The following is a 12,126-nucleotide window of genomic DNA, read 5'->3' as shown; positions in this document are numbered from 1 at the left end:
CGAACTTTGATTTGGCCCCATCCTAACCGATACAGGGCCCGGCGAACGACGGCCAAGGCTCCGCATCGCCAATATACAGGGTTTCAAAAACCTGCAATGGCGTTCTTTGCCCATCCGTTGAGCGTCCGGTTATCATACTTCAACTGCCTTGACTATAAGCCTCATTTCCCTCCGGAAACGGCCGTTTGCCGCATCCGCACAGCCCATGTGGGCAGTGCGGAACGAGCGCTTCAGATCATGGCCATGCCGCCGTTGACGTGAATGGTCTGGCCGGTGACGTAGGCTGCTTCGTTCGAACTCAGGTAGACGGCGGCCGCCGCGATATCCTCGGGCGTCCCCAGGCGGGCGGCCGGAACCTTGGTCAGAATCGTTTCGCGCTGCTTGTCGTTGAGCGCATCGGTCATCGGCGTCTTGATGAAGCCCGGTGCGATGCAGTTGGCGGTGACGCCGCGCTTGGCGTATTCGGCCCCGAGCGTCTTGATCATGCCGATCAGGCCCGCTTTCGACGCCGTGTAATTGCCCTGCCCTGGATTGCCGGTGACGCCGACCACCGAGGTGATGGCGATGATGCGGCCGAAGCGCTTGCGCATCATCAGCTTGGTGGCGGCGCGCGCCAGGCGGAAGGTCGCGGTCAGATTGACGTTGATGACCTCCTCCCAATCCTCGTCACGGAGCTGCACGAAGAGATTGTCGCGGGTGATGCCGGCATTGGCGATGAGGATGTCGACCTGGCCCATTGCCGCTTCCGCAGCGGGCACCAGCGCCTCGACCTCGTCGGCCTTGGAGAGATTGCAGGGCAGCACATGGGTGCGCTCGCCGAGCTTGCCGGCAAGCTCGTCCAGCACCTCCTTGCGCGTTCCTGATATCGCAACGGTCGCGCCCTGCGCGTGCAGCGCCTGCGCGATCGCGCCGCCGATACCGCCGGTCGCGCCGGTGACGAGCGCCTTTTTGCCAGTCAGATCGAACATCGAAAACTCCTCCAAAGCACGATCCGGAAAAGTGCGCAGCGGTTTTCCGAAAGATCGTGCGTAAACTGAAAAACTCAAGCGCGATGAGAAATCATCGCGCTTTAGCCCTGCTTCGCAGCGGCCAATGCATCCTTGGCGGCGGCAATGTCGTTCGGGCCACCGACTGAAACGCCGACGGCGCCGTCCGCGATGCGCTTGACGAGACCGGACAGCACCTTGCCGGCGCCGATCTCGAAGAACCGCGTGACGCCCTGCCCTGCCATATAAGCAACCGACTCGCGCCAACGCACGGTGCCGGTGACCTGCTCGACCAGGCGGCGGCGGATCTCGTCGGGATCGGTGATGGCGCTCGCCAGCACGTTCGACACCAGCGGCGAAGCCGGGGCCTTGATCGTGACCTTCGACAGCGCTTCGGCCATGGCGTCGGCAGCGGGCTGCATCAGCTTGCAATGGAACGGAGCGGACACCGGCAGCAGCATCGCGCGCTTGGCGCCCTTGGTCTTGGCGATCTCGACGGCGCGATCGACCGCGGCCTTGTCGCCCGAGACGACAACCTGCCCGCCGCCATTGTCGTTGGCGGCCTGGCAGACCTGCCCCTGCGCCGCCTCCTTGGCGACCTCGATGGCGGCCTCGTAGTCGAGACCGAGCAGCGCGGCCATCGCGCCTGCGCCGACCGGAACGGCTTTTTGCATTGCGAGACCGCGGGTGCGAAGCAGACGGGCGGTATCCGAGACCGTCAGACTGCCGGCCGCGGCCAGCGCCGAATATTCACCGAGCGAGTGGCCGGCGACGAAGGCCGCATCTCGTCCCACGGAAAATCCCGCCTCAGCCTCCAGCACGCGCAGGGTGGCGACAGACACCGCCATCAGTGCCGGCTGAGCGTTCTCGGTGAGCTGGAGGGTTTCGGCCGGACCATCCCAGATGATCGCTGTCAGCTTCTCCCCTAGCGCGGCGTCGACCTCGTCGAACACGGCGCGCGCCACCGGAAAGGCATCGGCCAGGGCCTTGCCCATGCCGACCGCCTGGGAACCCTGCCCAGGAAATGTGAATGCAGCCGTCATCGGCGCTCCCTGCTTGTCGGGCACGATCCCTGCGAGAACCGGCAGCCGATTACGCACGGCCTTAGGCCATGGTTCCGGATCGTGCTCCAAAGGGGGCCGTAGACACTGTCCGGGGCCGGACTGTCAAGCCGAGATGGGAACTTCGAGCAGCACTCAACTGGGGATGCGTCCCCTCAAAACCCACCGGCGGTCTGGTTGGCATCGACCTCCGCTCCGGCCTGCGCACGGCGCGCGCTGCTCGCCAACTGCCCCGGCCGATCCTCCCTGTCAGGCTTTGCCGTCGCCAGCCGCAACACCGCCGCGTAGTTCGGTTGCACCTCCATGCGGCCGGCGTGCCGGCTCTCGCTCAGCAGGCGATGGACCTTCGGCAGATTGTAACAGGGCACGTAGAACAGCAGATGATGCTCGAGGTGATAATTGACGTAGTACGGCGCGATGAACAAGCGCTCGAGAACATTGGCATGCGTGGTGCGGGTGTTGCGCAGGGGATCGCTGCTGTCGGGGACGACGGCATGCTCTGCAATGTTACGGATGCGGGTGATGACCATCATCCAGGTCAGAAGCGGCACCAGCCAGAGCAGCGGATAGGCCCACCATACGCCGGCCGCCGCGAGCGCTGCGAACATCACGGCGTTGAGGAGGCATTGCGGGCCGAGCTTGTCCCAGAAATGCGCCAGACGCTGCCGCCACGGCCAATCCTTCGGCCCGAGCGCATTGAGCAGCTGCGCCTTGCGCTGCTGGTAGCCGGTCTGCCCTGTGATGTCGCGAATGAACTTGCGGCGATAGCTCAGCTTCGTAATCGGAAACGGCGCCGACAGCACGAGATCGGGATCATCCTCTTGCTGCGTGCGCGCATGGTGCTGCAGGTGGTAACGCCGGTAGCTGCGCGTCTCCGCAAACAGCGGATAGGCACAGAGCCACTGGCTCAGGGCCAGATTGGTTTTCTCGTCGGCGGACAGGCAGCCGTGCGCGCCATCATGCATCAGGATCGCGAGGCCCAGCTGGCGCGAGCCGATGATTGCGACGGCGAGGATATAAGTGACCGGATTGGGCCACCAAGCGACCAATGCGATCGCGCCAATGATCAACGCCCAAGCGTGCGCGATCAGCGCAACACCTTTCCAGGTCACACGCTCTCGGACATCGGCAAGCTGGTCGTCGGTCAGGAAATCGCGGGCACGCATGCGAAGCGCGGTCATGGCCTAGCCTTCCTCGTTCGAATTGCTTGATGCCTCGCGCCCCTCGACGAGACGCAGGCGCGCCGTGTCATCGGATTTCGCCTGCTCGCCGAGCACGCGCAGCATCTCGGCGCAGAGCGCCTCGGGCGAACGGCCCATGGCGTAGCCTTCGAGAATGACGCCGATGGCGACGGCCCAGAACCGCCGCGAGCTTTCGTCCGGCGCGCGCAGCGAGCGCCAGCCGTGCCGCGCCACCTGGCTCGCATAGGCGCGCGCGCCTTCGCCGTGCAGGCGCTCGATCGTGCGCTCGACGAGCGGTGCAAGATCCTGGCGGCGCCGCGTCAATGTCAGAGCTTCGGCGAAGAAGGCCACTGAATCGCTCGCCGTCACGGTCTCCGCCAGTGCGTGCGTGTAGTCCCGTGGCGTGCGCGCCTTCAGCGCCGCCTGCTCGGTCGCACGCGCCAGATACAGCAGCTCGCGGCAGGCGCATTCGACGAACAGCGCCTCCTTGGTGCGGAAGTAGTAGGTGATCTGGCTCGGGAATGCGTCCGCGGCGGCCGCGATGTCGGTGATCGCCGTGCCCGACAGCCCCCGCTCCCGGAACAGCGGGCTTGCCGCATCCAGCAGCAGCGAGCGCATCTTGCGCCCGGCCGACCGTGTGGCCCGCGCGGCGTGCTTCGGATCACCCGCCGACGCCTCAAATGGAGCCTGGACCGATTCACCCGTCATCAGCACCTCCCGACCTCGTTATTTGTATGATATACAAACAAATAGGTCAAGCTGGTACGGGAGGGTGGTTTGAAGGCCCCCCTGTCAGCTCCGTCTGGCCGAAAACGGGCACTCCAACCTTGCCAAGTCAGCCAAAATCCGTATAAGGCGCGCATCCGCAGACCCCGGCCGGGAGCTGAACGGACGGTCTCAGCAAATCATTCGTGATTTTGGTGTGGCAGGGCCAGTCGGCCCGTCGTCCCGTGTTTCCGCCTTCTGAGCTTAATCCCAGAGTCCTTTCCGAAGGCCTCTTAAGGGCTTGACGCCGGGCGATGCGCCAACATGAGGAAAGGACCACCATGGCTCTTTATGAGCATGTTTTTCTTGCGCGTCAGGACGCGAGCACGCAGCAGGTCGAAGAACTGACTGCGCAGATGACCGGCATCGTCGAGGGTCTCGGCGGCAAGGTCACCAAGACCGAGAATTGGGGCGTACGCTCCCTCACCTACCGCATGAACAAGAACCGCAAGGCGCACTTCGTGCTGCTCAACATCGACGCGCCGTCCGCGGCGATCGCCGAGATCGAGCGCCAGGAGCGCATCAGCGAAGACGTGATCCGCTATCTCAGCGTCCGCGTCGAGGAGCTCGAGGAAGGCCCGTCCGCGATGATGCGCAAGGCCGACCGTGACCGCGAGCGTGACGACCGTGGCGGCGGCTTCCGTGGCGACCGCGAAGGCGGTGGCTTCCGTGGCGACCGCGAGGGTGGTTTCCGTGGTGGCGATCGTGACGGTGGCGGCTTCCGCGGTGATCGCGGCCCGCGCCGTCCGCGCGAAGAAGCTGAAACCACCACCACCACCACCACGACGGATGGGGAGTAAAAACAATGGCTGAAGCTGGTGCACGCCGCCCGTTTTTCCGTCGTCGCAAGAGCTGCCCGTTCACGGGCGCCAATGCTCCCAAGATCGACTACAAGGACTCCAAGCTGCTGATGCGTTACGTCTCCGAGCGCGGCAAGATCGTGCCGAGCCGCATCACCGCGGTGTCCGCGAAGAAGCAGCGTGAGCTCGCCCGCGCCATCAAGCGCGCGCGGTTCCTGGGCCTGTTGCCCTACGTCATTCGCTGATACGACCAATTCGACCGGCGGCGCCAAGCCGCCGGTCGCGACTTTTCTGAACTCATAAGGCTTCCGGGTCGTCCGGTCGCCGATGGTTGGGGCAAGATGCCTCTAACCGCTCGAAGGGAGCGGGACAGCTGATGATGGCCTTTGTGCTGATAGCCTTGATCGCCGGCGCTGCGTCGGCCCTGATGTTCGCCTCGATCATTTCGGGCGCGCTGATCTCGCTCGTCCTGTTCTATCTCGCACCGCTGCCGCTGATGGTCGCCGCGATCGGCTGGGGACCGCTTTGCGCGAGCCTCGGCGGCATCGCTGCTGCGATCGGCCTCGGTGCCCTGTTCGGCCTGCCCTATTGCATCGCATTCGCCGTCACCGTCGCGCTGCCGGCGTGGTGGCTCGGCCATCTCGTCCTGCTCAGCCGTCCTGTGGGAAAGGTTGCCGTGGGACATGTCGCGCCGGACGCCGCCACGCCCGCCGAGCCTGAGCTCGAATGGTATCCGGTCGGCCGCATCCTGCTGTGGCTGGCGGGCTTCGCCACGTTGACCACGATCGCTGCCCTGCTCACGCTCGGGACCGACGCCGAGACCATCATCGGCACGCTGCGGCGCGGCTTGATGCGCCTGCTCCGGGCCACCGACCCGCAAAGCTCCGGCGAAGCCGGTCAGTTCGTCGACGCGATGGTGCGGATCGCACCGGCTGGGGCCACCATAATCGCGATGATGACGCTGACCCTCAACCTCTGGCTCAGCGCCAAGATCACGGCGACGTCGGGCCGGCTGCGCCGCCCGTGGCCGGACATGAAGACGGCGGAGCTGCCGCCGATGACGCTGGTGGCGCTCTGCATCGCGCTCGCCTTCTGCTTCACCGGCGGGCTGCTCGCGATCGCCGCACAGATCGCCGCGGCCGCGCTGATGATGGGCTATGCGCTAACCGGCTTTGCCGTGCTGCATACGCTCACGCTGGCGCTGAAGAGCCGGACGTTCTGGCTCGGCTCGACCTACGCCGTCGTGGTCGTGTTCGGATGGCCCGTGATCGCGATGGTGATCCTCGGCCTTGCGGATGCCGTGTTCGGCTTCCGCGAACGCTTCCTGCGCAGCCGGCAACCGCCGCCGCTGCCGACCCCTTGAGTTCAACCCGAAACCGAAACCTTAGAGAGCACTTCAAAAGGAGAACGAATATGGAAGTCATTTTGCTGGAACGCGTCAACAAGCTCGGCCAGATGGGCGAAGTCGTGAAGGTTCGCGACGGCTATGCCCGCAATTTCCTGCTCAAGCGCGGCAAGGCGCTGCGCGCCACCGCCGACAATCGCGCCAAGTACGACGGCATGAAGGCCGACCTCGAGGCCCGCAACCTCGCGTCGAAGGGCGAGGCGTCCAAGGTCGCCGAGAAGATCTCGGGCAAGAACATCATCGTGATCCGCCAGGCCTCCGAAGCCGGCCAGCTGTTCGGCTCGGTCACCGTGCGCGACGTCGTCATGGCGTTCGAAGCTGACGGTGTCGCGCTCGAGCGCCCGCAGGTGCAGCTCGACGCGCCGATCAAGACCATCGGCAAGCACACCATCACCGTCGCCGTTCACCCAGAGGTCGAGGTCGAGGTTTCCGTCACGGTTGCGCGCAGCCAGGACGAGGCCGAGCGCATCAACCGCGGCGAGGACATCTCGACCCGCAACGAGGACCGCGACGCGGCTGCCGAGGCGATCGCCGCCGCCGGCGAGTTCTTCGATCCGGAAGCCGAGCACGACGAAGCCGAGCCGGCGCCGGCCGCGGAAGAGAAGTAAGCCTCGCATTCATACGCGAAGCGAAGCCCGGTCGCCTCAAGCGGCCGGGTTTTTCGTTTTTGCGGCGACGTCCTCGCTCAACATCGCGATCGAGGCCAGCGCCGTTGCCGTGTGCTTCTCGACACCGTCGCTGACGCAGAACACGTCGGCCGCGACCACCGACACTTGGCGGCCCGGCTTGATCACCCGGGCACGGCAGATCAGCTTCTCGCCGACCGCGGGCGACAACAGGTTGAGCTTGTATTCCGCCGTCAGCGCCGGCTGGCCGCGCGAGGTCGCGGCTGCGATCGTCGTGGCGTTGTCGACCAGGAAGGCGGTAACCCCGCCATGGAAGAAGCCGTGCTGCTGCAGCAGCTCCGGCCGGCGATCCACAGCGATCGTGCAAGTGCCGCGCGATAATTCCGAAAGCTCGGCGCCGACCAGGTTCATGAAGCCTTGCTGGCCGACATTGGCGTGGATGCGTTCTGCTACAGTGGCGAATTCCGGATCTGCTGCGGCGCTCATGAGGCCTCTCCTTATGTCTTGTTGATGCGTTCGGGCGGCCGCAGCGCACGGCCGGCACAGGCGATCAGCGTGTCGGCCTCGACGCGCGGATCGGCGCGGTCGCGTCCCGACAGGAAAGCGCGGCAGAAGATCTGCGCCGGGCCGATGAGCTGGCTCACAAACATCACCGGCGTCATCGGCAAGAGCTCGCCATTTGCGACCAGCGGCGCGCGCCAGCGCTCGATGCCGTCGGCGAGCCGCGCATTCTGCGCGCGCTGGGCGTCGCGAACGTCCTCGCCCCACTCGCTTCGCGATATCTCGAACAGGTAGCGCGCCTCGCGCCGGCTGGTCACGACCCAGTCGAGATGGGCCCGGATCAGCCGTTCGATGCCCTGCTCCGCATCGGGCACGGGATCGAGCGCGGCCAGCACCGCGGCGTGATAGTGCCGCAAGACCTCCAGGAACAGCGCACCGGCGAGCTCCTTCTTCGAGCCGAAGGCGTGAAAGAAGCTGCCATTGGAGGCGCGGGCCCGGGTGCGGATCGCGGCCACCGTCGCGGCTTCGAAGCCGACGCGGTCAAACACGATCAGCCCGGCTGCCAACAGATCGTCCCGCACGCTCGCCACCATCGACTTTTCCTAGAGCAACACTCTAGAGCAATACTCTAGGCGCGGTCAACGCAATGCGGAGGCCGCGATCAACGCGGCCTCCGCAAGTCGATCAGAAAACTAGCTGGCTTAGCGCGAGATCGGCGGCGTTGGCGGACCGGAGGACTCGGCCGGCGCAGCAGGCGGAGCTGCGGCAGTCGCGGGCGGTGCCGGCTGCTGCGGCTTGGCCGCCGGTTCGGAGCTGGCGGCAGGCGCGGCCGGCTTGGGAGCAGCCTCTTCCGCCGGCTTGGGTGCGGCTGGCTCGGCAGGCTTCGCGGTGGCCGGTGCAGCCGGCGTCACTGCCGGGACCGGATCGGGCCGCAGCGCCGGAGCGTCGCTGCCGCGGGGCTCGACCTTGACGCTATCAGGCCTGGTCTCAGCGGGCTTCTCGGATGCCTTGCCGTTGTCGGGCTTGGCCTCGTCGCGGCCGGGCTCGACCTTGGCCGTGTCGGGCTTGGACTCAGGTTTGGACTCGGGCTTGGGCTCGCTCTTCTTCTCGTCAGTGGCTGGCGCCGCGGAGTCGACCTTCGGCGCCTCCTCGGTGCCGGGCTTGGCGCGGCGCTTGCTCTTGCGTCCCTCGGGCGCAGCCTGGCCCTCGGGCTTCGTGCCCTCCTCGGCCGGACGTGCGGCGCGCTTCTGGCGGGTACCTTCCGCTGCGGGTGCAGCAGCCTCGCCGTCCGGCTTGGCGGCGTCCTGGGCGCGCGGGCGGCGGCCCTGATGTTCGGGATTGGAGCTCGCGTCCTTCTCCTTGGCGCCGTCCTTCTTGCCGTCCTTGGCCTGGTAGCGTGTGTCGGTGGCGCCGTTGGAGACGAGATAGGAGGCGAGGATGCCCGCCATGTCCGAGCTCGTGGTGTAGTGCTGGCGCAGGAAGCCCGGCAGCGAGCCCGGCGCGACGGATTTCAGAAGTCCGCGCGGGCTCTTGTGGCACGCATTGCAGGTCTGCGCGAAAAGCTGGGACGGGGTTTTGCCGGCCTCGAGGTTGGTCACCTGCGCAAAAACGGTATCGGCAGCGCCGAAGCCGATCAGAAGCAATACCGTCGCGAGGCTGAGCGCTCGGCTCGACATTCCCATCATCTCCATTGAATTCCGAGAGGTGCAGCCGGCATCGGGCGCGGCGGCGGGTCACCTTTTATCCGATTGAGCCGCGAATGGAAGCAGGCACCACGCGCAAGGATGTGATTAAGCGGTTTGCGAATATCGGCTGTGAACTCAGCGCATTAGCGCAGCCGATCCTGCCTCCCTAAATTTGGATGCATGCGCATAGGAACCGCCGCGTCACCTGGGCGTCAGAAGTGAAGGCCGGGTTAGTCGCATCCCTTCGGGTTCGCTCGAGAGGAAGGTGTCGATGGACCTCTTGTTGCGTAGATTTCTGTCTCAATTCATCCGCCGCGGCACGATGACGGTGACCGGCTCGAGCGGATCGAAGTTCACCGTTGGCGACGGCACTGGCGAACCGGTCGCGGTGCGCTTCGTCACCGCGGAGGCGGAGCGGAAGATCCTCGTCAATCCCGAGCTCGGGCTTGGCGAGGCCTATATGGACCGCGAGTTCATCGTCGAGCGCGGCACCATAGCTGATGCCCTCGCGATCCTGCTCGATCAACCCGACCTATTGCCGCAGTGGGCAAAACCCTGGTGGCGCCTGCGCTATCTGACGCGGCATCTGAAGCAGTTCAATCCGCGCTCGCGCTCCCGCCACAACGTCGCGCATCACTATGATCTCGATGCCCGGCTCTATTCGCTCTTCCTGGACGCCGACAAGCAATATAGCTGCGCCTATTTCGAGACGCAGGACGCGACGCTCGACGACGCGCAGCTCGCCAAGAAACGGCACATCGCCGCAAAGCTGTTGGTCAGGCCCGGCCAGCGCGTCCTCGACATCGGCTCGGGCTGGGGCGGGCTCGGGCTCTACCTTGCCGAGATCGCCGGCGCCGACGTCACCGGCGTGACGCTGTCGAGCGAGCAGTTGCAGCTCGCCAACGCGCGCGCGGCCGAAAAGCGCCTGACCGGTTCGGCCAGATTCCTGCTCCAGGACTATCGCGACATCGAAGGCCCGTTCGACCGCGTCGTCTCGGTCGGCATGCTCGAGCATGTCGGCGCCCGCTTCTACGACACCTACTTCCAACGCTGCGCCGAGCTGTTGAGCGAGAACGGCATCATGCTGCTGCACGCGATCGGCCGTTCGCAGGGCCCGGACTCGACCAATCCCTGGATCGCCAAATACATCTTCCCCGGCGGCTACATCCCGGCGCTGTCGGAGGTGCTGCCGGCGATCGAGCGCGCCGGCCTCCTGGTCTGCGATATCGAGATCCTGCGCCTGCATTACGCGGAAACGCTGAAGGCCTGGCGGGAACGTTTCATGGCGCGGCGCGAGGAGGCCGTGCAGCTTTACGACGAGCGCTTCGCGCTGATGTGGGAATTCTATCTGGCGGCCTGCGAGATGACGTTCCGCAAGCAAGCCATGATGAACTTCCAGATCCAGCTCACCCGGCGCCAGGGCGTGGTGCCGATCACCCGCGACTACATGCCGCGTGAAGAAGCCCGGCTGCGAGCTCGCGAACGCGCGAGCAAGCCCAGACTGAAATTGGCTGGTGAATAGGTCCTAGTCTGGTGAATAGATCCTAGTGACGCAGGGTCGACATCTGGGAGGAGCGGAAACTGGCCGTTAACGCCAGTTGCGCCCTCAGCGCGACCAGGATTTCCGGGGCGACAGGCTGGCGACGTATTTCAGGCCGTTCCGCGTGCTCCATGGCCGCAATCAGCCCGGAGAGCCAAAGCCGGCTACCTGCCTCGCTCCGCCAAATCTGGTGCTGCCGTTCTGGCCGCATCGCCTGCCTCGTTCCCTGTTGACGGATCGCGGGAGACAATTCCCTCCCCCGCCTGCCTGTTCCCGTATTACCCCCGAAAGATTCCGGGGAGATGTGATCCAATTCACATAAGTCTGGTCGGGCCTGGCTTAGACCGTCGCCATGAGCAAAGAGACCCAAACCTCATTCGACGTGCAGGACGACCTCCGCACCGATTACGCCCTGATCGTTACCGGCGTCGGGGCGGCTCTGGTTGCGCTGGTCTACCTCCTGCTGGTCTGAAGGCGAGCCCAAGGCCGCCAGCGTGCGTCATTTCGCGCGCCTCCGGATTCGTCTGCGCGCCAGTCCATAAGGTTCACGCCATAAGGTTCATGGTTCAGGATTTTTCCATGGCGCGGTCGCGGCCGCTTCCTGGCCGGGGCGAGTTCCGCAAAAATCCGTCAAGCGCGACGCGTGCTGCGAGCGCTAATCATCCACCATTTTAACTGAGCGGTTGATAGCGGTCAGCTTTCGCTTCCGCTTTGCACCGAGGCGGCGCTTTATCCCGGCCCCGCATCCGCCCAAGAAAATTGCTAAGCACGTCCGACCATGGCCCTGACTGATTCGAACGTCCTCAAACTCGCACCCGAGCCCGGAACTCCCGCCTATCGGAGCGCGCCGCATAATATCGAAGCGGAACAGAGCCTTCTGGGCGCGATCCTGGTCAACAACGATGCGTTCTACCGTGTCTCCGACTTCCTCGAGCCGAAGCATTATTTCGAGCCGCTGCACCAGACCATCTACGAGACCGCCGCCAGCCTGATCCGGATGGGCAAGATCGCCACGCCCGTGACGCTGAAGACGTTCCTGCCCGCCGATACCGATGTCGGTGGTATGACCATCGGGCAGTATCTGGCGCGCCTCGCGGCCGAAGCGACCACCATCATCAACGCCCAGGACTACGGCCGCACCATCTATGACCTGGCGCTGCGTCGCGACCTGATCGGCATCGGCGAGGACATGGTCAATGTCGCCTATGACGCCCCGGTCGATTTCGCGCCACGGGCGCAGATCGAGGACGCCGAGCGCCGTCTCTACGAACTCGCCGAATCCGGCCGCTATGACGGCGGATTCCAGAAATTCTCGCAGGCACTGGCGGTCGCTGTCGACCTTGCTGCAAAGGCGTTCCAGCGCGACGGCAAGCTGTCCGGCATCTCGACGGGCATGCGCGACCTCGACACCAAGATGGGCGGCCTGCAGCACTCCGACCTCATCATCGTCGCGGGCCGTCCCGGCATGGGCAAGACATCGCTGGCAACCAATATCGCCTACAATGTCGCGCAAGCCTATGTGCCGGAACTGCAGGCCGACGGCACCACGAAGGCCGCCAATGGCGGCCTTCATGGT

General features: G+C 65.3%; 13 protein-coding genes. 6 read left to right on the top strand and 7 right to left on the bottom strand.

What is annotated here, in order from left to right:
- Positions 1-230 precede the first annotated feature (230 nt).
- The 4 genes from fabG to CV770_RS28485 form a co-directional block, all read right to left on the bottom strand.
- The gene (gene fabG, locus CV770_RS28500) at positions 231-968 is read right to left on the bottom strand and encodes a 3-oxoacyl-[acyl-carrier-protein] reductase (RefSeq protein ID WP_027557576.1); all 738 of its coding nucleotides are present in this window, start codon (positions 966-968) and stop codon (positions 231-233) included.
- A 101-nt stretch (positions 969-1,069) separates the two neighbouring features.
- Positions 1,070-2,029: an ACP S-malonyltransferase gene (fabD, locus tag CV770_RS28495; protein WP_091955337.1), complete on the bottom strand. Its 960-nt coding sequence runs from the start codon at positions 2,027-2,029 to the stop codon at positions 1,070-1,072.
- Positions 2,030-2,202: 173 nt separating this feature from the next.
- Complete coding sequence (locus CV770_RS28490; protein WP_104464742.1) at positions 2,203-3,228, bottom strand: fatty acid desaturase family protein; 1,026 nt, start codon at positions 3,226-3,228, stop codon at positions 2,203-2,205.
- A gap of 3 nt (positions 3,229-3,231) precedes the next feature.
- Positions 3,232-3,936, bottom strand: coding sequence for a TetR/AcrR family transcriptional regulator C-terminal domain-containing protein (locus CV770_RS28485; protein WP_091954903.1), 705 nt, complete (start codon positions 3,934-3,936; stop codon positions 3,232-3,234).
- 338 nt (positions 3,937-4,274) lie between these two features.
- On the opposite strand from CV770_RS28485, the gene rpsF reads away from it, so the two are divergent.
- The 4 genes from rpsF (at position 4,275) to rplI (ending at position 6,806) form a co-directional block, all read left to right on the top strand.
- Complete coding sequence (rpsF, locus tag CV770_RS28480; protein WP_104464766.1) at positions 4,275-4,793, top strand: 30S ribosomal protein S6; 519 nt, start codon at positions 4,275-4,277, stop codon at positions 4,791-4,793.
- Between the two features lie 5 nt (positions 4,794-4,798).
- The gene (rpsR, locus tag CV770_RS28475; RefSeq protein ID WP_007592020.1) at positions 4,799-5,038 is read left to right on the top strand and encodes a 30S ribosomal protein S18; all 240 of its coding nucleotides are present in this window, start codon (positions 4,799-4,801) and stop codon (positions 5,036-5,038) included.
- A gap of 131 nt (positions 5,039-5,169) precedes the next feature.
- A complete protein-coding gene (locus CV770_RS28470; protein ID WP_091954900.1) occupies positions 5,170-6,156 on the top strand; it encodes a YybS family protein in 987 nt (328 codons plus the stop codon).
- A gap of 50 nt (positions 6,157-6,206) precedes the next feature.
- On the top strand, positions 6,207-6,806 hold the full coding sequence (gene rplI / locus CV770_RS28465) for a 50S ribosomal protein L9 (protein ID WP_091954897.1): 600 nt from the start codon (positions 6,207-6,209) through the stop codon (positions 6,804-6,806).
- Between the two features lie 36 nt (positions 6,807-6,842).
- Here the strand turns inward: rplI and CV770_RS28460 are convergent, their stop codons facing one another.
- The 3 genes from CV770_RS28460 to CV770_RS28450 all read right to left on the bottom strand — a co-directional run bounded on the left by CV770_RS28460 (position 6,843) and on the right by CV770_RS28450 (position 9,001).
- Positions 6,843-7,310: a PaaI family thioesterase gene (locus tag CV770_RS28460; RefSeq protein WP_104464741.1), complete on the bottom strand. Its 468-nt coding sequence runs from the start codon at positions 7,308-7,310 to the stop codon at positions 6,843-6,845.
- A gap of 11 nt (positions 7,311-7,321) precedes the next feature.
- Entirely contained in the window at positions 7,322-7,918 is a 597-nt protein-coding gene (locus CV770_RS28455) for a TetR/AcrR family transcriptional regulator (RefSeq protein WP_091954891.1), read from the bottom strand.
- A 108-nt stretch (positions 7,919-8,026) separates the two neighbouring features.
- Positions 8,027-9,001, bottom strand: coding sequence for a hypothetical protein (locus CV770_RS28450; protein ID WP_201760082.1), 975 nt, complete (start codon positions 8,999-9,001; stop codon positions 8,027-8,029).
- Between the two features lie 280 nt (positions 9,002-9,281).
- On the opposite strand from CV770_RS28450, the gene CV770_RS28445 reads away from it, so the two are divergent.
- Complete coding sequence (locus CV770_RS28445) at positions 9,282-10,532, top strand: cyclopropane fatty acid synthase (protein ID WP_165637183.1); 1,251 nt, start codon at positions 9,282-9,284, stop codon at positions 10,530-10,532.
- Between the two features lie 796 nt (positions 10,533-11,328).
- Positions 11,329-12,126, top strand: a 798-nt coding sequence (locus CV770_RS28435; protein WP_283811386.1) for a DnaB-like helicase N-terminal domain-containing protein, incomplete at its 3' end; no start/stop codon positions are given.

Origin of the sequence: Bradyrhizobium sp. AC87j1 (assembly GCF_002936975.1) — a bacterium.
Taxonomy (GTDB): Bacteria; Pseudomonadota; Alphaproteobacteria; order Rhizobiales; family Xanthobacteraceae; genus Bradyrhizobium; species Bradyrhizobium shewense.
The sequence above is the reverse complement of the archived record's forward strand: the minus strand, read 5'-3'. Positions and strand labels throughout refer to the sequence as shown.

Coding starts and splice junctions, on each gene's coding strand:
- fabD (WP_091955337.1), bottom strand. CDS start 2,029: ATGACGGCTGCATTCACATTTCCTGGGCAGGGTTCCCAGGCGGTCGGC.
- fabG (WP_027557576.1), bottom strand. CDS start 968: ATGTTCGATCTGACTGGCAAAAAGGCGCTCGTCACCGGCGCGACCGGC.
- rpsF (WP_104464766.1), top strand. CDS start 4,275: ATGGCTCTTTATGAGCATGTTTTTCTTGCGCGTCAGGACGCGAGCACG.
- CV770_RS28490 (WP_104464742.1), bottom strand. CDS start 3,228: ATGACCGCGCTTCGCATGCGTGCCCGCGATTTCCTGACCGACGACCAG.
- CV770_RS28445 (WP_165637183.1), top strand. CDS start 9,282: ATGGACCTCTTGTTGCGTAGATTTCTGTCTCAATTCATCCGCCGCGGC.
- CV770_RS28460 (WP_104464741.1), bottom strand. CDS start 7,310: ATGAGCGCCGCAGCAGATCCGGAATTCGCCACTGTAGCAGAACGCATC.
- CV770_RS28450 (WP_201760082.1), bottom strand. CDS start 9,001: ATGTCGAGCCGAGCGCTCAGCCTCGCGACGGTATTGCTTCTGATCGGC.
- rplI (WP_091954897.1), top strand. CDS start 6,207: ATGGAAGTCATTTTGCTGGAACGCGTCAACAAGCTCGGCCAGATGGGC.
- CV770_RS28455 (WP_091954891.1), bottom strand. CDS start 7,918: ATGGTGGCGAGCGTGCGGGACGATCTGTTGGCAGCCGGGCTGATCGTG.
- CV770_RS28485 (WP_091954903.1), bottom strand. CDS start 3,936: ATGACGGGTGAATCGGTCCAGGCTCCATTTGAGGCGTCGGCGGGTGAT.
- rpsR (WP_007592020.1), top strand. CDS start 4,799: ATGGCTGAAGCTGGTGCACGCCGCCCGTTTTTCCGTCGTCGCAAGAGC.
- CV770_RS28470 (WP_091954900.1), top strand. CDS start 5,170: ATGATGGCCTTTGTGCTGATAGCCTTGATCGCCGGCGCTGCGTCGGCC.